This window comes from Dietzia sp. UCD-THP, from assembly GCF_000349585.1.
Classification (GTDB): Bacteria; Actinomycetota; Actinomycetes; order Mycobacteriales; family Mycobacteriaceae; genus Dietzia; species Dietzia natronolimnaea_A.
In genome coordinates, this window is sequence record NZ_KB714651.1 from 12064 (window position 1) to 33201 (window position 21138).

At 71.9% G+C, this 21138-nt stretch carries 23 protein-coding genes; 12 read left to right on the forward strand and 11 right to left on the reverse strand.

The features are described from left to right. The first annotated feature begins 6 nt into the window (after positions 1-6). Genes H483_RS30915 through H483_RS30930 form a run of 4 tightly spaced genes read left to right on the forward strand, consistent with a single transcriptional unit; the run spans position 7 to position 3456 of the window. Complete coding sequence (locus H483_RS30915; protein WP_017837188.1) at positions 7-1014, forward strand: metal ABC transporter solute-binding protein, Zn/Mn family; 1008 nt, start codon at positions 7-9, stop codon at positions 1012-1014. After that, positions 1011-1811, forward strand: a complete 801-nt coding sequence (locus tag H483_RS30920; protein ID WP_017837189.1) for a metal ABC transporter ATP-binding protein — start codon at positions 1011-1013, stop codon at positions 1809-1811. Before H483_RS30915 ends, H483_RS30920 begins: the two co-directional genes overlap by 4 nt. Beyond that, on the forward strand, positions 1808-2677 hold the full coding sequence (locus tag H483_RS30925) for a metal ABC transporter permease (protein ID WP_017837190.1): 870 nt from the start codon (positions 1808-1810) through the stop codon (positions 2675-2677). Before H483_RS30920 ends, H483_RS30925 begins: the two co-directional genes overlap by 4 nt. Next, on the forward strand, positions 2674-3456 hold the full coding sequence (locus H483_RS30930) for a metal-dependent transcriptional regulator (protein ID WP_017837191.1): 783 nt from the start codon (positions 2674-2676) through the stop codon (positions 3454-3456). The genes H483_RS30925 and H483_RS30930 overlap by 4 nt, the downstream gene beginning before the upstream one ends. On the opposite strand, the gene H483_RS30935 is transcribed toward H483_RS30930, so the two are convergent. Further along, positions 3434-4792, reverse strand: coding sequence for an FAD-binding oxidoreductase (locus H483_RS30935; RefSeq protein WP_017837192.1), 1359 nt, complete (start codon positions 4790-4792; stop codon positions 3434-3436). The two genes, H483_RS30930 and H483_RS30935, sit on opposite strands and share 23 nt — an antisense overlap. Then, positions 4789-4935, reverse strand: a complete 147-nt coding sequence (locus H483_RS40590) for a hypothetical protein (RefSeq protein ID WP_371204469.1) — start codon at positions 4933-4935, stop codon at positions 4789-4791. Before H483_RS40590 ends, H483_RS30935 begins: the two co-directional genes overlap by 4 nt. On the opposite strand from H483_RS40590, the gene H483_RS39635 reads away from it, so the two are divergent. Continuing rightward, the gene (locus tag H483_RS39635; RefSeq protein WP_017837193.1) at positions 4913-5062 is read left to right on the forward strand and encodes a hypothetical protein; all 150 of its coding nucleotides are present in this window, start codon (positions 4913-4915) and stop codon (positions 5060-5062) included. The two genes, H483_RS40590 and H483_RS39635, sit on opposite strands and share 23 nt — an antisense overlap. Before the next feature lie 70 nt (positions 5063-5132). Here the strand turns inward: H483_RS39635 and H483_RS30940 are convergent, their stop codons facing one another. Continuing rightward, positions 5133-8456, reverse strand: a complete 3324-nt coding sequence (locus H483_RS30940; protein ID WP_031264934.1) for an error-prone DNA polymerase — start codon at positions 8454-8456, stop codon at positions 5133-5135. A 105-nt stretch (positions 8457-8561) separates the two neighbouring features. After that, entirely contained in the window at positions 8562-9485 is a 924-nt protein-coding gene (locus H483_RS30945; protein WP_042329889.1) for a sucrase ferredoxin, read from the reverse strand. Between the two features lie 86 nt (positions 9486-9571). On the opposite strand from H483_RS30945, the gene H483_RS30950 reads away from it, so the two are divergent. Further along, the gene (locus tag H483_RS30950; RefSeq protein ID WP_017837196.1) at positions 9572-10213 is read left to right on the forward strand and encodes a hypothetical protein; all 642 of its coding nucleotides are present in this window, start codon (positions 9572-9574) and stop codon (positions 10211-10213) included. A gap of 50 nt (positions 10214-10263) precedes the next feature. Here H483_RS30950 and H483_RS30955 read toward each other — a convergent pair whose 3' ends face one another. Together H483_RS30955 and H483_RS30960 are read right to left on the reverse strand one after the other, a co-directional pair. Then, positions 10264-11916, reverse strand: coding sequence for a DNA polymerase Y family protein (locus H483_RS30955; RefSeq protein ID WP_031264935.1), 1653 nt, complete (start codon positions 11914-11916; stop codon positions 10264-10266). Continuing rightward, positions 11913-12686, reverse strand: a complete 774-nt coding sequence (locus H483_RS30960; protein WP_031264936.1) for a hypothetical protein — start codon at positions 12684-12686, stop codon at positions 11913-11915. The genes H483_RS30955 and H483_RS30960 overlap by 4 nt, the downstream gene beginning before the upstream one ends. 176 nt (positions 12687-12862) lie before the next feature. On the opposite strand from H483_RS30960, the gene H483_RS30965 reads away from it, so the two are divergent. Then, positions 12863-13816 carry an L-lactate dehydrogenase gene (locus H483_RS30965; protein WP_017837199.1) on the forward strand — a complete coding sequence of 318 codons (954 nt, stop codon included), beginning with the start codon at positions 12863-12865 and terminating at the stop codon, positions 13814-13816. 1 nt (position 13817) lies between these two features. Here H483_RS30965 and H483_RS39640 read toward each other — a convergent pair whose 3' ends face one another. Then, positions 13818-13961 carry a hypothetical protein gene (locus H483_RS39640; RefSeq protein WP_017837200.1) on the reverse strand — a complete coding sequence of 48 codons (144 nt, stop codon included), beginning with the start codon at positions 13959-13961 and terminating at the stop codon, positions 13818-13820. Positions 13962-14081: 120 nt separating this feature from the next. Between H483_RS39640 and H483_RS30970 the strand changes: the two genes are divergently transcribed. Further along, on the forward strand, positions 14082-14483 hold the full coding sequence (locus tag H483_RS30970; protein ID WP_017837201.1) for a DUF6157 family protein: 402 nt from the start codon (positions 14082-14084) through the stop codon (positions 14481-14483). Here H483_RS30970 and H483_RS30975 read toward each other — a convergent pair. From H483_RS30975 to H483_RS30985, 3 genes are all read right to left on the reverse strand, one after another. Beyond that, the gene (locus H483_RS30975; RefSeq protein ID WP_017837202.1) at positions 14480-15097 is read right to left on the reverse strand and encodes a GDSL-type esterase/lipase family protein; all 618 of its coding nucleotides are present in this window, start codon (positions 15095-15097) and stop codon (positions 14480-14482) included. The two genes, H483_RS30970 and H483_RS30975, sit on opposite strands and share 4 nt — an antisense overlap. A gap of 118 nt (positions 15098-15215) precedes the next feature. Beyond that, the gene (locus H483_RS30980) at positions 15216-15980 is read right to left on the reverse strand and encodes a response regulator transcription factor (RefSeq protein ID WP_017837203.1); all 765 of its coding nucleotides are present in this window, start codon (positions 15978-15980) and stop codon (positions 15216-15218) included. Beyond that, positions 15977-17239 carry an ATP-binding protein gene (locus tag H483_RS30985; protein WP_238556308.1) on the reverse strand — a complete coding sequence of 421 codons (1263 nt, stop codon included), beginning with the start codon at positions 17237-17239 and terminating at the stop codon, positions 15977-15979. Before H483_RS30985 ends, H483_RS30980 begins: the two co-directional genes overlap by 4 nt. A 160-nt stretch (positions 17240-17399) precedes the next feature. On the opposite strand from H483_RS30985, the gene H483_RS30990 reads away from it, so the two are divergent. Together H483_RS30990 and H483_RS30995 are read left to right on the forward strand one after the other, a co-directional pair. Next, complete coding sequence (locus tag H483_RS30990; RefSeq protein WP_017837205.1) at positions 17400-17738, forward strand: Rieske 2Fe-2S domain-containing protein; 339 nt, start codon at positions 17400-17402, stop codon at positions 17736-17738. After that, the gene (locus H483_RS30995) at positions 17735-18292 is read left to right on the forward strand and encodes an oxidoreductase C-terminal domain-containing protein (protein WP_017837206.1); all 558 of its coding nucleotides are present in this window, start codon (positions 17735-17737) and stop codon (positions 18290-18292) included. The genes H483_RS30990 and H483_RS30995 overlap by 4 nt, the downstream gene beginning before the upstream one ends. A 36-nt stretch (positions 18293-18328) precedes the next feature. Here the strand turns inward: H483_RS30995 and H483_RS31000 are convergent, their stop codons facing one another. After that, a complete protein-coding gene (locus H483_RS31000; protein ID WP_017837207.1) occupies positions 18329-19198 on the reverse strand; it encodes an oxygenase MpaB family protein in 870 nt (289 codons plus the stop codon). 185 nt (positions 19199-19383) lie between these two features. On the opposite strand from H483_RS31000, the gene H483_RS31005 reads away from it, so the two are divergent. Together H483_RS31005 and H483_RS31010 are read left to right on the forward strand one after the other, a co-directional pair. Then, entirely contained in the window at positions 19384-20601 is a 1218-nt protein-coding gene (locus tag H483_RS31005; RefSeq protein ID WP_017837208.1) for a PspC domain-containing protein, read from the forward strand. Continuing rightward, positions 20598-21074: a hypothetical protein gene (locus tag H483_RS31010; protein ID WP_017837209.1), complete on the forward strand. Its 477-nt coding sequence runs from the start codon at positions 20598-20600 to the stop codon at positions 21072-21074. The genes H483_RS31005 and H483_RS31010 overlap by 4 nt, the downstream gene beginning before the upstream one ends. The last annotated feature ends 64 nt before the right edge of the window (positions 21075-21138 follow it).

Below are 21138 nucleotides of genomic sequence, written 5' to 3' on the forward strand. Positions count from 1 at the left end.
TTCGGCATGCCGAAATCTCGTCTGGTCGGTGACCGCAATCGTCAGGGTGATCGCCGACGGTTCGAGCAGCCCGGGACCGTCCTTCTCGCCTCCCTCTCCGCCCTCGCGACGGTTGTCGTGACCGCGGCGTGCACCACCGGGTTCACGGGCGCGACCGACGTGGACGACCGCCCCCGGTACGCCGATCAGGAGCCCGGGGACAGGGTCGTGGTGGCCACGACCTTCACGATCCTCGCCGACATGGCGCGCCGGGTCGGTGGCGACCGTGTCCGGGTGGAGTCGGTCACCACCCCCGGGGCCGACGTGCACCAGTACGAACCGTCGGTGGACGACCTCAAGCGGGTCGAGGGCGCCGATCTGGTGGTCAGCAACGGCCTCGGCATGGACGACTGGCTGCTGCGATTCCTGGACGGGGCCGACGCCCGGCACGTGGTCGGGTCCGAGAGGGTCGACCCCCTGCCTGTACGTTCCGGCAACTACACCGGCCGCCCCAATCCCCACGCGTGGATGTCACCCCGGGAGGGCATCGGCTACGTCCGCACGATCGCCGACGCACTGGCCGAGGTCGACCCGGACGGGACCGAGGAGTACCTCGCCCGCGCCGAGGACTATGCGGCAGACCTCGAGGACATGGCCACCCGCGCAGAGGCGGCCGTGGCGGCGGTGCCGGAGGAACGACGCGTCCTGGCCACATGCGAGGGCGCGTTCTCCTACCTGGCCCGCGACCTCGGCCTGGAGGAGCTCTACCTGTGGCCGGTCAACAGCGAATCGCAGGGACTCCCGCGCCAGGTCACCTCGCTGATCGACGAGGTGCGCGCCCGCGAGATCCCCGCACTCTTCTGCGAGTCGACGGTGTCCGACGCCGCGATGGAACAGGTGGCGCAGGAGACCGGCAGCAGGGTCGCCGGGGTGCTGTACGTCGACTCCCTGTCCGCCCCCAGCGGCCCGGTGCCCACATATCTGGACCTGCTCGACCACGACCTCGAGATCATCACCAGGGAGCTGACCTCATGACCGACCGACCACTGCCCTTCTCGGCGCACACGGGCCCGCCCGCCGTGGTCGTCAGCGACCTCACCGTCGACCGTGGACACATCCGCGCACTCGACTGTGTCTCCCTGTCCGTACCGACCGGGGAGATCACCGTGCTGCTCGGGCCCAACGGGTCCGGCAAATCCACCCTGCTCCAGGCGATGCTCGGTCTGGTCACCCCGACCGGCGGATCGGTGCGTGTCCTCGATTCCCCGGTCCGCCGCGCGCTGCGCACCGGCCGGGTGGCGGCGGTGCCCCAGTCGGACGCCGTCGACGATCGCTTCCCGGTCACCGCGGGCGAGGTGGTCATGCAGGGCCGTCGACGGTTCACCGGTCCGTGGCGCCGCCCGTCCTCCGCCGATCGCCTGGCGGTCGACCGGGCCCTGGACAGGGTCGGCCTGTCTCCGATCGCCGGGCGGCGGATCGGGGAGCTGTCGGGGGGTCAACGCCGACGGGTCCTGCTGGCCCGATGCCTGGCGCAGGAGGCCGAGCTACTGCTCCTCGACGAGCCGTTCAACGGGATGGACGCCGGCAGTGAGGAGGTGTACATCGACGTGCTGCGCGACCTCACCGCCTCGGGGAGGACCGCGGTGGTCTCCACACACCACCTGGGCACGGTCGACCGGCTCGCCGACTCGGTCGCCCTGCTCAACGGCGGACTGGTGGCGCACGGACCCGTCGCCGAGACCACCACCCCACAGATCCTGTCCACTCTGCTCGGCGCGCGACCTCCCGCCGTCGACGACCGGGCACCGACTACTGAAGGGGCACCGAGATGATCGACCTGCTGATCGAACCCATGGGCTACGAGTTCATGCGGCGTGCCCTGCTCGTGGTGGCCGCCTCCGGAGTGGCCGGCGCGCTGCTCAGTTGTTGGCTCGTCCACATGGGGTGGTCGCTGATGGGCGACGCCGTTTCTCACGCCGTCCTGCCCGGCGTGGTGATCGCCGCCCTGACCGGCATCCCGTTCGCCGTCGGCGCGCTCGTCGCGGCGTTGGTCGCCGTGGCGCTGATCGGCGGGGTCCGCGAGAGCGGGACGGTGCGGGAGGACGCCGCCATGGGCATCGTCTTCACCGCTCTGTTCTCGCTGGGCCTGGTCCTCATCGCGCGCTTCCCGAGCCAGCAGGACCTGCACTCGATCCTGTTCGGCAGCGTGCTCGGCGTGCCGGACACCGTCCTCGTGCAGGTCCTCGCCGTCTCCGCGTTCACGGTGATCGTGTTGCTGGCCTTCCGCCGGGATCTGATCATGGTGGCCTTCGACCGGCTGCACGCCCACACACTGGGCCTCAGGACGCGGGCGCTGACCGGGCTCCTGCTGGCCACCCTCGCGACGGCCACCGTGGCGGGAGTCCAGTCGGTGGGCGTGATCCTGGTAGTGGCCACGCTCATCATCCCCGGTGCGACCGCCCAGCTGCTGGCCGACACCATGCGGGGGACGATGATCCTCGCCGTCGTCGTCGCCCTGGCCGGTGGCCTCACCGGCCTGTACGCCGGGTACTACGCCGACCTCCCCCCGGGGCCGGTGGTGGTGCTCGCGCAGGCCGCCATCTTCGCCGCGGCGCAGCTGTTCGCCCCCCGGCGCGGCGTGATCCCGCGGGCCGCGGCGAGCGCACGGGCCCGACGATCGGGGATGATGACGGCATGACCGGCGACCGGCCCCGAGACGAGGCACCCCGCGCGACCGCACCCGGTGGCCTCGGCGATCTCACCCCCACCGTCCAGGCCTACCTCATGGCCGCCCACCACCTGGAGGCCGCAGGTCAGTCCGTCACCCCGGGCGCGCTCGCGGATCGACTCGGGGCCTCCCCGTCCTCCGTCACCGAGGGGGTGCGCAAACTCGCCGCCACGGGGCTGGCGCGGCACCGTCCCTATGCTCCTGTAGAGCTCACCGACGCCGGGAGGTCGTTCGCGGTGGCGATGGTGCGCCGCCACCGGATCCTCGAGACCTTCCTGGCACGGTGCCTGGACTACCCGTGGGACGAGGTCCACGCCGAGGCCGACGCCCTCGAGCACGTGGTCTCCGACCGGTTCGTCGACGCCCTGGACGGCTTCCTCGACCACCCGCGCCGCGACCCCCACGGCGACCCCATCCCCACCCGCGACGGGCATCTGGACCACCTCCCCGACATCCCCCTGGACCGGGTGCCGGAGGGCGGCGCCGGCGTCGTCACCCGGGTGTCCGACCGGGACAACTCCGTGCTCCGGCACCTGGCCGAGATCGGTCTGCGTCCGGATTCACCGGTCGAGGTGGTCTCCCGCCAGATCGAGCTGGGGATCATCACGGTGGCCCTGCACGGCCGGGCGATCCCGGTGGGCACGCCGGTCGCGGCGGCGGTCCGGGTCCGGGTCCCGTCCGGCGACGACAGCGCTGATGACGCCGACGACGGTGCCGGCGGCGACGTCAGAACATCGTCCCCGGGTTGAGGATCCCCTGCGGGTCCAGCGCGGTCTTGATGCGGCGATTCAACTCCATGGCATCCTCGCCCAGCTGGTCGGGCAACCACGGCGCCTTGAGTCGCCCCACGCCGTGTTCGCCCGTGATCGTCCCGCCCATCCCGATAGCCAGGTCCATGACCTCACCGAACGCCGCCTGAGCCCGCCGGGCACGCTCCGGGTCGTCATCGGTCAGCACGATGATCGGGTGGGTGTTGCCGTCGCCGGCGTGAGCGACCAGGGCGATCGGCACGTCCCGCCGGGCGGAGATCTCCTCGATACCGGCGACCAGCTCGGGCAGCGCGGGCAGCGGCACCCCGACGTCCTCCAGCAGCAGCGTCCCGGTCTTTCCCAGGCTGGTGAACGCTGCCCGGCGCGCGACCGTGAACTGCTCGCCCTCCTCGGGGTCGTCGGTCGCGAACACCTCGGTGGCACCGTGCGTGCGGAACGCCTCGGCCATGAACTCCGTCTCGGCCACCCGGTCGGGTCCGGTGAGGTCGGACTGGGCGAGCAACATCGCCCCCGCGGAGGTGTCCAGGCCCATCCTCAGGTCCGCCTCCACGGCCCGGATCGAGACGGTGTCCATGAACTCCAGCATCGCCGGGCGGATGCGGCGCGTGATGGCCAGGACGGCGTCGCTGCACGCCACCACGTCGGGGAAGATCCCCACCACGGTCGAGCGCGGAGGTTGCTCGGGGATGAGTCGCACGATGATCTCGGTGACGATCCCCAGAGTGCCCTCGCTGCCCACGAAGAGCTTGGTCAGGCTCAACCCGGCGGTGTCCTTGAGCCGCGCACCGCCCAGTCGCACCGCGGTGCCGTCGGCCAGCACCACCGTCAGGCCCAGGACGTAGTCGGTGGTCACGCCGTACTTCACACAGCACAAACCGCCGGCGTTGGTGGCGATGTTGCCGCCGATCGAGCAGATCTCGTACGACGAGGGGTCGGGCGGATACCAGAGGCCGTGTTCGGCGACGGCGCGTTTGACCTCGATGTTGAGCAGACCCGGTTGGACGGTCGCGGTGCGGGTGACCGGGTCGACGTCGATGTCCCGCATGAGCTCGGTCGAGAGCACGATCCCGCCGTCGACCGCCGTAGCTCCCCCGGACAGCCCTGACCCGGCGCCCCGAGGGACCACCGGCACGCCGTGGGCACTCGCCCAGCGCATGACCTCCTGCACGTCCTCGGTCGACCGCGCGCGCACCACGGCGAGCGGCATCCCCGGGTCCGGGGCCTTGGCCCAGTCCTGGCGGTATCCCTCCAGAACGTCCGCGTCGGTGAGGACGGAGGCGGTGTGGAGGCGGGCGCGGAGATCGTCCAGGATCATGACCCGAACCTACGGCGAAGCCTCGCGGGGGCGCATGTGTATGGACGGGGTCCCCGGCGATCAGCCCTCCCGAGGAACATCACGGCCACGAGAACCGCCGCCGCCCCCACCACGGGGGCGGTGCGGGACACCCCGTCGAACACGGCCCGTGTGGTGTCGCCGTGGCGGTCGTACTCCTCACGGACCCGGGACTACCACCCGCCCTCGCGCCGGGACACCGCCGACAGGCTGGTGCAGTGGGCGCGCGGGGAGGACTTCCGCTACGTCTGATCTCGGGCTCGGCCTGAACCCGGGCTCGGCCTGAACCCGGGCTCGGCCGGGGCGGGCTGGGTAGTGGTCATCACCTGAAGTCCCGGCTGCGGCCGATCGCCATCCCCAGGTGGAGGCGCTCTATCTTGTCCGCCACCAAGCTCACCGCGCCCGAGCGGTTCTCCACCGTGCCGCGGACGATGAGCGCCGGGGCGGAGGAAACGATCGGGCGGTAGCGCGCCCACAGTCCCACCGAGCACACGACGTTGGTCATGCCCGTCTCGTCCTCGAGGCTGAGGAAGGTCACCCCCTCGGCGGTGGCGGGCCGCTGCCGGTGGGTGACCGCGCCGGCGACCTCCACCCGGCTGCCGTCGGGGACGTGGGCTAGCCCGGCGGTGGTGCACACCCCCCGGGAGTCGAGCCACGGCCGGGCGTGAACCGTCGGGTACTCCTCGGGGCTGATCCCGGTGGCGGCCAGATCCGCGGAGGTGAGTTCCAGGACGCTCATCCCCGGCAGCGCCGGGGCGTCGACCTGGCTCAGCCCGGGCAACATCCCGGGCCGTTGCCGGGCCGCGGTGGCCGCCGACCACAGGGCCGCCCGCCGCCCCCCGACGCCGAGCGCGTCGAGGGCCCCCGCGGTGGCCAGCGCCTCCATCTGTCGGACGGTCAGCCCGGTGCGGCCGGCGAGGTCGGCGGCCGAGAGGAACGGGCCGTGGGTATCGCGCTCGTCGGCGATCGCCGTGGCGAGGTCGGTGCCGATCGCCCGCACGGACTCCAGGCCGAGGCGCACCTCGGTGCCCCTGTTCTCACACGTGGCACCGCCGAGCGAGCGGTTGACGCAGGGGCGGTGCACGGTGACGCCGTGCCTGCGGGCGTCGGCCACGAGGGACTGCGGCGAGTAGAACCCCATCGGCTGGCTACGCAGCAGCGCCGCACAGAAGACGGCCGGGTGGTGGCACTTGAACCACGCCGAGTAGTAGACGATCGCCGCGAAGGACTGGGAGTGGCTCTCGGGGAAGCCGTAGTTGGCGAACGCGCACATCTTCTCCCAGATCCGCTCCCCCACCTCGGGCCCGGTGACCGGTGTCCCGGGCGGGCTGGTGCCGATGCCGTGGAGGTCACGCATGCCCGCGAAGAACCTCTCCCGCAGCCGCGCCATCCGCTCGGGTGAGCGCTTGGCCCCCATCGCCCGGCGGAGCTGGTCCGCCTCCGCCCCGGTGAACCCGGCGATCTCGGTGGCGATCTGCATGAGCTGCTCCTGGAACAGCGGGATACCCAGCGTCCGCCCCAGGGCCGCCTCGAGCGCGGGGTGGTCGAACACCACCTCCTCCCGCCCGTTGCGTCTACGGATGTAGGGGTGCACGGAGCCGCCCTGGATGGGGCCGGGGCGGATGAGTGCCACCTCCACCACGAGGTCGTAGAACGTCCGCGGCCGGAGCCTGGGCAGCGTGGCCATCTGCGCCCGAGACTCCACCTGGAACACCCCCACGGAATCGCCCCGGCACAGCATCTCGTAGACCTCGGGATCGGAGAGGTCCAGTCGGGCCAGATCCACCTCGAGGTCCTTGTGCTCGGCCGCGAGGTCGATGGCGTGGTGCAGCGCCGTGAGCATCCCCAGCCCCAGCATGTCGAACTTGACCAGACCGACCGCCGCGCAGTCGTCCTTGTCCCACTGCAGGACGGTCCGCCCGGGCATGCGCGCCCATTCGACGGGCACCACGTCGGCCACCGGCCGGTCGCAGATCACCATGCCGCCGGAGTGGATGCCGAGGTGCCGGGGCAGGCCGACGAGTCTGCGGGCCAGCGCCAGCACGTCGGCCGGGACGGTGTGCTCGGTGGCCTCCCGCTCGTGGTTCTTCAGACCCGACCACCGGTCGACGCTCTTGGACCACGCGTCCTGCTGCCCGGTGGAGTACCCGAGTGCCCGCGCCACGTCCCGCACGGCCGACCGCCCCCGGTAGGTGATGACATTGGCGACCTGCGCGGCGTGATCCCGCCCGTAGCGGGAGTAGACGTACTGGATGGCCTCCTCCCGACGGCCGGACTCGATGTCCACGTCGATGTCCGGCGGACCGTCCCGCTCCGGGGACAGGAAGCGCTCGAAGAGCAGGTGCGCCCCCACCGGGTCCACGTTGGTGATGCCGAGGGAGTAGCAGACGGCCGAGTTGGCGGCCGATCCCCTGCCCTGACAGAGGATGCCCTCCCTGCGACAGAACTCGACGATGTCGTGGACCACGAGGAAGTAACCGGGGAACCCCAGCTCGGCGATCACCCCCAACTCGCGGTGGATCTGCGCGTAGGCCTCCGGGGCCGCGCCGGGTGCCCCGTAGCGCCGGGCGGCCCCCGCGTAGGTGAGTTCGGCGAGCCGACTGTCCTCCGTGTGGCCCTCGGGCACATCGAACGGCGGCAGTTCGGGGGCGATGAGCCGGAGGTCGAACGCACACTCGCGACCCAGGGCCGCCGCCCCGGAGACGGCGCCCGGCCAGCGGTCGAACAACTCGGCCATCTCCTCACCCGAGCGCAGGTACGCTCCTCCGGCCGGGGGCAGGTGCGCGGCATGGGTCTCCAGGGCGTCGCGGGCTCCGAGCGCCGCCATGACTGAGGCCAGACGGGCGTCCTCCGGGCCCGCACAGTGCGCGGCGGTGGTGGCCACGACGGGCAGGCCCGCCGCGGCCGCGAGCGTGGCCAGCGCGTCACATCGCTCGGTGTCCTCGGGAACGCCGTGACAGGTCAGCTCCACGACCACCCGGTCCCGCCCGAACAGCTCGACGAGCTCGCCCAGCGCCGCACCCGCAGCCGCGGTGTCGACGCCGGGCGCACCCGCGCCGCCCCGTTCGAGGGCTCGCCGCACCCGCCCTCTGCGACACCCGGTGAGCACGTACCAGTGACCACCGGCGGCCTCGGCGAGTTCCCCGATCTCGTACCGCGGTTCACCCTTCGCACCTCCCCTGAGGTGGGCGTGGGCGATCGCACGCGAGAGTCTGCGATAACCCTCCCCTCCGCGGGCCAACACGAGCAGGTGTTCACCCCCGGGCAGCGAGAGCTCGGCGCCGAAGACGGTCGCCAGACCCAGCTCGGACGCCGCCTCGGCGAATCGGACGACCCCGTACAAGCCGTCGTGATCGGTGATCGCCAGCGCGGTCAACCCCAGTTCCGCCGCCGCCTCCGCCATCGCCTCGGGTGAGGAGGCACCGTCCAGGAAGCTGAAGGCGGAATGGGCGTGGAGCTCGGCGTAGGGCACCCGTCCCTGCGTCCGGCGCCCGTGAGGAGGGGTGTACTCACCCCGTCGACGGGACCAGGCGGGGGCGTCGCTGCCGTCACCGGGGTGCGGATTCTGGGGCCCACGCGGGTTCGGCCGACCGGACAGAACCCGCTCCAGCTCGTTCCAGGTCCGGGGCCCGTGATACCAGTTCACCGGGCCTCACCCGCCGTGGCCCGGGGGGTGGACTCAGGACCGGAGGCAACCTCGGAACCGGGCGAGAACTCGGAATCGGGCGAGGATTCAAAGCCGCGCGAGAACTCAGAGCCGGGTGAACGACTCCACGACCCACGCCGAGGCCTCACCGGGCGGTTTGCGACAGCTCTGGGACCGCGGAGGCAGCGGGCGGGTGCCCGCCTCGACACGCCAGGCGCGTCCGTCGGTGTGACGGACCACGGCCACGCGCGAGGAATCGGGGTCGATCGTGACGACGAGGTCGCCCGGCCCAGCCTCCACACCGGAGTCCCGCACGGCCACCTCCGCCACCTGACCGGCCGGTGGCCACGTGCTTCGGCCCCGCAGGTTCTCGGTGACGACCCGGCCGTCCAGCGCCGCCTCGACGATTCCGGCCGCGTGGGCCACCTCCGCGGGCCCATAGGTGTAACCGGTGCCGGGCAGCAACAGGACCGGGGCGAAGCGGTGACCCCCGGTGTGGGAACACTCCCACACCGCGGCATCGGGGTCGAGTGCGGCCAGGCGCCCGCCCAACAGTGACTCCAGGCCGGCCGCGACGGGGCGGCCCCGCACAGCGCAACACTGGTCACGCTTGGCGTGGGTGCACACGAGTGGCACGGGCGCCGCGACCTCGCGGGTACCGGCCACGTGCCCGTCCGGAGACAGGTCCAATCCGAGCAATTCCTCAGGCCCGTCGACACGACCGGCGTGGATGCTCTGCCGGTCGGGGCGGGTGTCGCAGAGGTAGAAGCGGTGCCGGTCGAGGCGCTGACCCTCGCGGCCGGGCCGGCGGATGAAGAGCATGCGCGACCCGCAGGCCGCGATGTGCTCCTTGAGACGTCGGGACAGGTCCTCGCCCAGGGCCTCACCGTCGAAGATGTCGCGCCCCCAGCGCCCGGGGACCTCCAGCAGCACCCACGACTCCTCGTGGGCGGCGGTGCCTGCCGGGGGCTCGTCGGCGGACTGCAGGGAACACCAACCCGGGTGTGTGGCGGAATCGGTATCTGACACGACCCCATGGTGCCCCATCCCGCGGGGAGGCGTAACTGTAGCCACCTTGTGGGACAAAAGTGACCAGAGGGATCTAGGGTGGACGTATGCGCATCCATCACCGCCGCTTCGCCGCAGCCGTCGCCCTCACCGCCGTCGCGTCCCTGGGGCTGGCGGGATGTGGAGCCGACACCTCGACCGAGACCCCCACCACCAGCCAGACCACCGCGGCGGGATCCTCCCCGGCCGCGGTGGCCCGGGCCCTGGCTCCGGACGAGACCGAGACCTCCGATCCCTCCGCCAGGCCCGCGGACTCCGGTCCGAAGAGCGAGGACCCCGGTGAGACCGCCGAGCGCGCCCAACTCGTCGTGACCGATATCCGCGTGGGCGACTACCAGGGCAAGGATCGCGTGGTCTACGAACTCGAGGGCCAGGGCGTCCCGGGGTACTCCGTGGACTACGTGGACGCCCCCGCCCAGCAGGGCAGTGGCTTCCCCGTGGAGGTGCCCGGTGACTCGTTCCTCCAGGTGATGATCCGCGACCAGGTCCTGCCCACCATGACCTCCATGACGGAGGTCCCCGTGGGCACCGTCTCGAGCGACGAGGCGACCGGGGTGGCCGGGGTGGCCTTCGCCGGCCAGTTCGAGGGCCAGGCACAATCCGTCATCGGTCTCGAGGGCACGGACCGCGCCTTCTCGGCCTTCCTCCTCCAGAACCCGACCCGACTGGTGGTCGACATCGAGCGCTGAGCCCACCCGGCGAGCGACGGGGGCCGCGACCACGGTGAGTCGTGGACGGTTCATTCGTATACCCCCTCGACGGTCCAACTCCCCGCTTCGTCCCCGACCAGGCAGCACAGCAACAACGCGGCCGCCCGCTCGGGGACGACCTGCATCCGGGCCCTCGGCCGGCGGGGCTCACCACCGGGACCCGGCTCCCACCAGGCCTCATCGATCGGCCACGGCCTCGACCAACCGACCAACGCGCATCGACGGCCCGTCACCTCGACCGACTCGGGTCGTCCGGTGAGCAGGCCGCGCGGACCGACCCCGATCGGCGCCCCCGCCGCGGTACGCAGCACGACCCCCCCGGCGAGGGGAACCCGTGCCACGACCCCTGAGCCGGGGTCACGACTCTCACGGATCTCCAATCGATAACCCGGCCCCGGCCACACCACCGACGGCGACGGCGCCGGCAGAGCCCCCGGCCACGGCCCATGAGTGACCGGGTCGGCCGGGGCGTCCCCGTACGGCAGGGACCGCACGCGATCACCCGGACCTCGGCCACCGACCTGAACGGGGACGCGGACCGACTCCGGGCCGAGCAGCCCCTGCACCCGCACGAGGGCACGGTGCACACGCGCCTCCGCCAACCCCGCCTCGCCCCACAACCCCTCCTGGACGCGGCCGGCGGGGACCACCTCCACCGGTTCCAGGACGAGAGCGGTGACCGCCCCTCCGGCTCCACCGGCGATCGCGGTACCGGTGAGCCAGCCCTCCAGCTGCCAGCGCAACCGGTCAGCGGTGCCCTCCGGGGTGAGCGGGGCGGAGCACCGCCACACCCGGTTGACCTCCACGCCCCCCTCGACCCGCGCCGTGATGGACAGACGCAGGCACGCGACCCCGGCCGCCGCGAGTACGGCGTGCAACTCCCCCGCCAGTCGCCGCCCGAGGAACGCCGCCTCGTCGACCCGTTCCAGGGGCGGGTCGCACCGGTGCTCGACCGCCGACCCCGTGGGCACCGCGGTCACCGACGGGGGCCGCCACGGCACGGCGCGGGCGATGCGGTGTGCCACCGCGCCCGCCTCTCCGAAGCGGGTGGCCACGTCCCGCAACGGGAGCGCGGCGAAGTCCCCGAGCGTCCGCACACCGAGCCGGTGCAACAGCCCGACCAGTTCTGCCAGCTCATCCGGGTCGCCCAGCGCGGGCTCCACCACGAGCGCGTCCACGGGCAACCCGGCGAGGTAGTCGGCGTCCCCGTCCGGTTCCAGCAGCGCCGACCCTCGCGCGCCGAGCACGGCCGTGGGCAGTTCGTCCGCCAGCCCCACCTGGCACTCCGTCCCGGCCGTCGCCACCGCGTCCACGACCCGGGTGACGACCTCCTCCACCCCGCCGTGAAAGCGCAGCGCCCCGGTCGCGGAGAAGACGAACAGCCCCGGCCGGAGCACCTCGATGCCCGGCACCACGGCGTCCAGCGCCTGCACCACGGGTTCGAACCACACGGCGTCCCGCGACGGGTCCGCCGGCACCACGACGAGCTCCGGGCAGCGGAACTGCGCCTCGCGCCGGCGCAGCCCACGCCGCACCCCGACCGCGCGCGCGACGGCGTTACACGCGAGCACCCCCCGTGGGCCCACCACCGCGAGCGGCAGGTGCAGGCCGTGCCCCCCGCCCCGGGCTGCCGCGACCGCCGGCCAGTCAGGACACCACACCGCCATGACCCGCGCGCTCATCCCGCCGCCACCCATTCCGCCGTCCGCGGGGGCGCCGCCCGGCCGGAGCACCGCACCATGGTGGACACCGAGTCCAGCCTCCCCACGCCCGCACCCAGCCCGCCGTAGCGGCAGTGCCGCCCGGTCAGTGTGAGTTCCGCCCCGGGCCAGTCCGCACCCACGAGCAGCACCGCACCCGCGGCCCGCACCCGCCCGGCGAGCACACGGGCCCGGGACGGGGCGACCACCCGGACGCCGGGCCCCAGCAGCACCAGGTCCAGGCCGTCGAGCAGCACCGACACCACCGCGGCGGGATCCGGACCGGGATCGGGGACCAGCGCCAGGCAGTCCAGCCGACCGCCCTGTTCCGCCACCGCCGCCACCCCGAGCTCCGGCCAGCCCACCACCGCGCATCTGGCCCCGGCGGCCGTGGCCGCGGCCAGCAGCCCGACCCGGAGGGTGGCACTGCCGGACACCGCGGTGACCCTCCCGGCGGGCAGTACTCCGCCCGGCAACAGGGGCGCCACGGAACGCGGCACCACCACTCCGGGGACGCGCGCGTCGAAGGACACCGCACCGGACGCCCCCGCGTCCGCGGATGCCGCGCCGGGCACGGCCGCGTCCGGTTCCGCGACCGCGGCCCCCTCCGGGCGTGCGGTCGCCGGCGCCCCCGAGCGCGCGGCCGCGGGCGGGCCCCCGCCCGGCATCGTGGCGAGTCGGCGACGCAGCTCAGCGACGCGGTCCGCCGTCCCGAGGCCGGACAGGTCAACGACAGAAGTTCCCACTACCATCACCAGAACCTCCCGCCCCGGACGACACGCCGCCAACCGCTCGGATCGAACTATTTTTCGATCACGGAGAACAGTGAACACCACGGGTCCGACACAGTGCAAGAACACCTGTTCGAACAGGGTTCTCCTCGTCGTCGCCCCCCGTCGTTCACCCGGAGCATCTACCCTCGGTGACCATGAAGGCCTCCATCGGGAACCGCATCGTGCTCATCGGCGCCGGGGACGTGGGCATCGCCTACGGTTACGCGCTCGTCAACCAGGGCCTGGCCGACCACCTGTCCATCATCGACATCGACCACGACAAACTGGTCGGCGAGGTCATGGACCTCAACCACGGCGTCGTGTGGGCCCCCTCCCCCACCCTCGTCACGGAGGGCACCTACGACGACTGCGCGGACGCCACGATGGTGGTGATCTGCGCCGGCGCCGCCCAGCGACCCGGTGAGACGCGGCTCGACCTGGTCGGCAGGAACATGGCGATCTTCGAGGGGATCGTCGGCGACGTGATGGCGACCGGCTTCGACGGCATCCTGCTCGTGGCCACCAACCCCGTCGACATCCTCGCCCAGGCCTCGTGGCGCTACTCCGGCCTGCCCTCCGCGCAGGTCATCGGCTCCGGCACGATCCTCGACTCCGCACGTTTCCGGTTCATGCTGGGCGAGTACTACGACGTCGCCCCGATGAGCGTGCACGCCTCGATCATCGGTGAACACGGTGACACCGAACTGCCGGTCTTCTCATCGGCCAACGTCTCCGGGGTACCACTGCGCCGAGATCTCGACGGGGACCCGGCCACGCGGGAACGACTGGCCCGGATCTTCACGGAGACCAGGGACGCCGCCTACCGGATCATCGACTCCAAGGGCTCCACGAGCTATGGCATCGGCATGGGGCTGGCCCGCATCACGCGCGCCGTGCTGCGCAACGAGCAGGTGTCGCTACCGGTCTCCACGTTGCTGCGGGGCGAGTACGGGCAGGACGGGATCTTCATCGGCGTCCCCGCGGTGATCGGCCGGACCGGGGTCCAGCGCGTGGTGGAACTGGAACTCGACGCCACCGAGATCGAACAGTTCGCCCGCAGCGCGTCTGCACTGCGGGCGGTGTCGGAGCAGTTCGAGATACTGCGCTGAGTCAGGGGGTGGCGGGGGGATCGCTCGCCGGGAAGGACTCGTCACCCCACTCGTCAGCGACCGCGTCGTCGTGGTCGTGCCGGGCCTTGTCCGCGGGTTGCTCGGAATGCTCACCGGTGCGGTCAGGGTTCTTCGGACTCGTCATGATCAATCCTCCTGCCGCCGTACGGGGGGTGCGGCGATACTCAGATTACCGGAGACCACCGGCCCCGGGCGCGACGGAGAACACACCATCGCGGTCACTACGGGAACAGGAAAGAGCGCCATGCACAGCACCGACTACACCGACACACTGATCCTGCCCGCGGCCGACACCCGGGCCGAGACGGCCACGGCACCGCCCGCGGGGAAACGCTCGATCGCCGAGTTGCAGTACGAGAGGCTCTCGGGTGCGGACTACACCTGGACGAGCGACGATCTGATCTTCGACGTCCACTGCGCTCGCAAGGGCATCGCGGAGGCGGACCGTGCGGCCGAACGCGAGCGGTTCTTCTCCAAGGGCCAACCGTGCCTGCGCACCTCCCCGCTGACCAAGACGTACGGCTGGGCGATGCACTTCGACTCCGGCGGGAGGATCGCGCTGCTGCCCATGGGGTCGGACCGTCTGGCCGAACTGCAGGCCGACCCGTCCGTGACGATCAGGACCGCCATGAAGAGTTCCCGCTAGCCCGGCTCGACGTCCGGCAGGGAGCGCAGCCACCCGAGCACCGGGTCGCAGATGACCCGGGCGAACTCCTCGTACCCGGCGGGGCCGGGGTGTGCCCCGTCGCCGGCGGTGACCTCGCGCATCCACGCGCCGCCGGGCCGCAGTGAATCGAAGGTCGGCACGAACGGCACCCCGGCCTCCGCGCACACCGCGGCCATGGCCGCGGCACGGGCGGCGATCCGCTCGTTGACCTGCTCCCACATGACCGGTGGCGGCCCCACCACCAGGAACCGCCCCTCGGGAGCACGGGCGATCATCCCCCGCAGGGCCGAGACCGTGCCCGCCTCCTCGACACGGAGGGCACCCTCGTGCTCCATCACGTCGTTGACGCCGAACTCCGCGATCACCGCCGTGGTCGGGAACGCGGCCCGTCGGCGGTCGACCTCGTCCCAACGGTCCAGGATCATCTCGGAGGTGTCCCCGCCGATCCCCGCGACGGTGGTGTGGAGGCTCAGACCCGCCCCGGCACCCTCCTCGACCAGGTGCGCGGTCCACCCCCGGCCGGTCTCGTCGCCGTACCCGGCCACGAAGGAGTCACCGATGATGCAGACGGGGAGGTCGCGCGGTTCGCTCACGACGCCACGGTAGCTGGCCGGCGTCAACGTCAAGAGCGTTCCGCACACCCCACTCCCGGCAGATGTGTGCGGAACGCTCTTCGCGACGACACGGCACCGAGGGTGGGGGCGGCGTGCGTCAGTCCAGGTGTCGGGACTGCGCCCAGCGGGTGAGCGCGTGCCGGTTGGACTGCTGGGTCTTGCGCAGCACGTTGGAGGCGTGCGTCTCCACGGTCTTGACCGAGATGAACAGCTTCTCCGCGATCTCCTTGTAGGTGTACCCGCGTGCCAACAACCGCAGCACCTCCTTCTCCCGCGGAGTGAGGGAGTCGACCTCCGGGTCGTGGACGGGCTCACCCCGCTCCTCCGGCCCGGGAGCGGCGCGGGCGAACGCGTCCAGGACGAACCCGGCCAGGCGCGGGGAGAACACAGCGTCCCCGTCGGCCACGCGGCGCACGGCGTCGGCGAGCTCCCCACCGGAGATGGTCTTGGTGACGTATCCGCGCGCGCCGCCGCGGATCACGGCGATCACGTCCTCCGCGGCGTCGGAGACACTCAGTGCGAGGAAGGTCGACACGGGCGCCTCGGACGTGCCGGACGCGTCGGACGTGCCGGAGGTGGCGGGGGCGCCGGAGGTGGCGGGGGCGCCGCTCGGATCGGTCCCCAGCACCGAGCGCAGCACGGCCACCCCACCGCCATCGGGCATGTGCACGTCGAGCAGCACCACGTCGGGCCGGACCCTTCCGATGCCGGCGACGGCCTCCGCGACCGACCCCGCCTCGCCCACCACCTCGATCCCGGCCTGACCGGCCAGCTCGGCCCGGACACCGCTGCGGAACACCGCGTGGTCGTCGACGAGGAACACCCGGCACACCCTGACGCCACCCACCGGCTCGTCCGTCATTCGCCCTCCAGCGACATCTCGATCCCGATCTCGGTTCCGCGACCGAGAGTACTGCGCACCGTCACGCTGCCACCCCGGCTCTCGACACGGTGCCGGATGGACTGGGACAACCCGTGTCGATCACCGCCCACGTCGTCGGGGTCGAAGCCGCAGCCGCGGTCCCGGACGAAGGCGGTGAGCACCTGACCGTCGTTCTCCACGAACACGTCGGCGGTGTCGACGCCGGCGTGCTTGGCCACGTTGACCAGGGCCTCGCGGACGGCGCCCAGCACCGCCTCCTCGGCGTCGCCCACCGGGCCGTCGCCACCCACCACCACCTGGTCCACGCGCAGACCGTAGGCGTCCTCGACGTCCCCGACGATCACCTCGACGACCCCGGCGACGGTGGCCGCGCCCGAGGACATGCGTGACCCCGCCCCGAAGAGCCACTGCCGCAGTTCGCGCTCCTGCCTGCGGGCCAGCCGTGACACCTGGGCGGGGTCGTCGGAGCGCTTCTGGATCAACGCCAGCGTCTGCAGCACCGAGTCGTGCAGGTGGGAGGCGATGTCGCTGCGCTCGGCCTCACGGATGCGGGCCGCGCGTTCCTCCTCAAGCGACCGCCACAGCCGCAGACCCACGGGGACGCTGAGCAACGCCACTCCGACCAGGGTCGCCAGCACCGCCAGGAACGACGATCGAAGGGCGGCGAACTCGACCTGTCCCAGCACCACGACCGCCAGTCCGACGACGACGAGGGTCGCACCGGCGGTGACCCTGGCCCAGTCGAAGACGGACCGGGGGGCCACCCGTCCCCCACCGTCGTACTGCTGCCAGACCAGCCCGGCGCCCAGTGCCACGATCAGGACGGGCACGAGCACGTGCAGTCCCGTCGCGGTGGTGACCATCAACGACAGCACCGACCCCACCAGCGCCACCACGGCGAGGGCCATGCCGCGCCGCCGCTCCCGCGCGTCCACGGAGGCGGCTCCCTCCGGGGCCCGCGCCGACGGGGTCAGAGCCCACAGGGCGGCGTAGAACAGCACACCCGCGCCGGACAGGGTGGCGAGCACCACCATCGCCAGGCGCACATGGGTGACCCGCACCCCCAGATGGGCCGCGAGACCCGCGCACACGCCGGCGACGACGGACCCATCGGAGACCCTGGCCAGCGGCGGATACCACCGGAACCCCACCGGCTGCACGGCCGCCATGGGTGGCCGCGGAGCGACCGGCGGTTGCGGCGCGGGGGCCGATACCTGATCGGTCGCGTTCTCACTCATACCCGCCATGGTCACAGATCGTGCCCCCGAGAGGTATCGGGGATCTCCCCCGGTTCGCCCGGGAAGACACCTGATGCGGCGGCCTCCTCTTCTGCCGACTGCCGCCGACTGCCGCGGACGGCCCGGTGACGGTGTGCGGGACACGCACTAACCTGGGTTCATGACGCAAGGGATCGTGGTCGCACGTGTCGGCGAGATCGACGACGGTACCGGGATCACGGTCCCGAAGGAGCGTGCCGGGACGATGGACGACGTGGCCGTGTTCCACGACGGCGACCGGTACTACGCCCTCGACGACACCTGCACCCACGAGGAATCCGGTCTCGCCGATGGTTGGGTCGAGGACGGCTGCGTCGAGTGCCCGCTGCACGGCGCGCGGTTCCGTCTTGCCGACGGCGCCGTGTTGACGCCGCCGGCGTCGAGCGGCGTCGCCGCCCACACGGTGCGTGTGGAGGGTACTGACATCGTGCTGGTGCCGAACCCCGCTCGCCTCGCGTGAGCGGAGAGGACCCGACGGATGTCCTGATCGTCGGCGGCGGCGTCGCGGGGTACACGACGGCCAGGACACTGCGGGACCTCGGGTATGACGGCCCGGTGACGATCATCGAGCAGGAGCCGTCGTGCGTGGATCATCCGCCCCTGTCGAAACGCGGTCTCGTCGAGGGCACCGCGAGGACCGAGCTGGAACTCGTTCCTGGCGGCGTCGTCCTGCCCGCGGCCGCGCATTGGGAGGCGGCACGGCTGGACGGGCAGGACGCTGCGGCCCGGCTGCTCGGACGAGCGCCGGCCCCGCGCGGTGCAGCCTGGTACTGGACGGACCGGTACGGCTCCCACATCGAGATCGTGGGCAATCTCGTCGGCGAGGGCGTGGAGATCGTGCGCCCCGGGGTCGCGGTCTTCCGAGTGGAGGGCGACCGACTGGTCGGCGCGGCGACCGTCGATGATCCGATGACCGTCCGCGCCGCGCGCCGCATCATCGACCGCGATGTGCGCGTAGACCGGGACGCGCTGGCTGATCCGTCGGTGTCGCTGCGCCGGATGCTCCGGTCCTGAGTCGCCGGGCGCCGGCGCGGAGCCGCCCCGCCCGGTTCAGCCCTTCGGAGCCCTCGCCCGGACCTTCTGATACGGGTGTTCAGTAGCGTGGGCGATTCCCGCGTCGACGAGGTCCTGCAGGGACGAATTCCTGCGGGCGACCGCGAGGAAACGAGCCGTGGTGCGCTGCGCCCGCGCCAGTCGCCGCTCGCTGCGGTTCTCAACGCCGTAGATCTGCCGCGCCCACAGGGGAAGCAGCGAGAGGATTCCGTCGAGCACCACGCCGGAGACCCAGTCCTTGGCGGGATTGTGGGTTCTGGCCGGGTGGCGCAGACCGAGCGCTGTCTGGGCGCCGAGATAATTCAGCGCCTTGTCCTTCTGCCCGGCGTCGATGAAGGCGTCCAATTCGGCCTTCGTCTCGGGGTGGGGGCCAGGAACGTGCAATTTCTCGGCGACGAGCTGCTGTTCCTTGACGAAGGCATCCTGCTCGGCCGTACTGAGCTTCATGCCGAACCTCAGCGCACCTTCGAGCGAACCCCATATGAACGTGTACATGGTCCAGCGCTGCCACTCGGGCCACTTGGCCACCTCGACCTGTCCGGTCTCGGGATTGGTCCAGGTCGCGCGCTCATGAAGCATGTCCACGTGGGCGGTTGCGGCATCCACGTGAGCCTTGTCGCCGAAGGCGCAGGTCATGATGAAATCGCCCGTGCGCTGGAACCGGGCCTGGCCGGCCTCGGGACTCTCCGACGTGATCGAGACATGATCAAAATGATTGAGCATGCCCGTATCGAGAATCTGGAGGAGCAACGACGCAACGGCGCCGAGTGACGCGCCCGAGTCGGAATAGACCTTCCACGTGGCACTGCCGGGGCCGAAGTACCCGTCATCTGCTCGGGCGGCATCCCTCGACGGGCGTGTGGTCATCGGACACTCCTCGATTCTGCGGCAGCACTGTGTGCCAGCTTTCCATAAGTCCACGCTAATCCTGGGGATCCGCCCCCCAGGGGTAGGTCGGCTATTCCGCCATCATCCCTGCCGGGGGCTCTCAGGGTCGAATATCAGGGTCGGCCCCCGATGTGGAAAGGCGGCCCGCCCACCACGATGGAGTCATGTCCAGCTCCAGCACCCACGACGTCCCATCAGAGCTCCGCTCCCTGTGGCGGACCCGACCCGTCCGGACCCCGGACGACGCCAAGATCGCCGGCATCTGCGGTGGCTTCGGCCGACGCTACGGCGTGGACCCCGTCCTGTTCCGCATCGCCTTCGTGATCGCCGCACTCTGGGGCGGGGCCGGGGTGTTCCTGTACGCACTGTTGTGGCTGCTCCTACGCTCTGCCGGAGACGAGGTCTCCAAGGGGGAGGCGCTGATCGGGAGGGGCCGGGCATCCGGCTCCAAGATCACGGCGGTGATCCTCGTCGTCGTCGTCCTCCTCAGCGCACCGACGTTCGGCGGCTCCGGGGAGAGCCTCTTCGTGGGTGCCGGATTCCTCATCGCCATCGCCATGCTCGCGGGCTGGTACGGACTCCACCGCCGCACCCCCGTGCCGCCCGCCGGGTGGTCCGAAGTGTCGGCCGTACGGCCACAGACAGCCCGGGCCGACTCCGGCCGCACCGCCGGGGCGTCTCAGGAACCGGGCTCTGGACCCGGCGCGCCCTACGGCCCGCCGGTCCCGCCCACCTGGGACCCGCTGGGTGCCGCGCCGTTCGCCTGGGACCTGCCCGACCCCGGGGCCACGCCTCCGCCCGCGCCCGCACCGCCGCGCCCCCGGTCCCGGCTGACCAAGGTCACCCTCGGTCTGGCGCTCATCGCCGTGGCCGTGGCCGGTGGACTGGCCACGCTCGGCGGCGTGCTCTGGCTCGACGCGACGAGGATCGCCGCGATCGGACTCGCCGTGGTGGCCGGCGGGCTGCTCGTCGGCGCGGTCACCCGCAGAGGGCACGGACTGCTGGTCGTCGCCGGCCCGCTCGCCGGCTTCGTCCTGCTCGCCTCCCTGGTCCAGGTGCCCGAGGGCGGCTGGGAGGGCACCGGCGAGCAGCTGATCCAGATCACCGACCCCGCCCAGTTGGACGCCCCGATCAACCATCAGGTCGGCAGCCTCACCGTGGACATGCGCGAGCTGGAGTTGGACCGCGATCGCAGCTACAGCATCGCCAACAACGTCGGAGAAGTGCAGGTGCTGCTGCCCGACGGGGTCGCCGTGGAGACGAACTGCACCACCGACGTCGGGAGCGTGGACTGCCCGACCGGCCTGTCCGGTGATGCCTCCGGCCCCGTCCTGACCCTCAGCGTGCACTCCGGCGTCGGCAGCATCATGGTGACGCGATGAGCGACCGGCACACCGACGACCCGACAGATCACACAGACCACACCGACGACACGGACCACGACGAACCGCAACCCACCGGGAGCCCCGACATGACCAGCCTGCACTCCGACACCACGCCCCGCCCCGACCAGCCGCTCCACGACCCGCTTCCCTACGGCTCCGGCGTCACCGACCCGCAGCAGTTCGGGTACGGGACCTCCCCCGCGTACGGGGCCGCAGCCGGGTACGGGGCCGCCCCCGTGCACGGGATCCCGACCGGGTACGGGGTCGCCTACGAGCCCGATGTAGCGACGGATGCGGTCGCGCGGCGCGAGCGGTCCGGGTCGCCCGTGCTCGCAGTCGCCGGACTGCTCTCCCTCGGGGTCGCCGTGTGGGCGATCCTGGGCGCGCCGGTGATCACGACGACCGTGGTGATCGCCGCGTCACTCGTGCTGCTGGTCCTGGTCGGCCTGGCGATGGTCATCCGGCGCTGACCCGCACACGGATTCAGATGCACGGCCGGCCCCGCCCACCGGGGCCGGCCGGTTGTTACGGTCG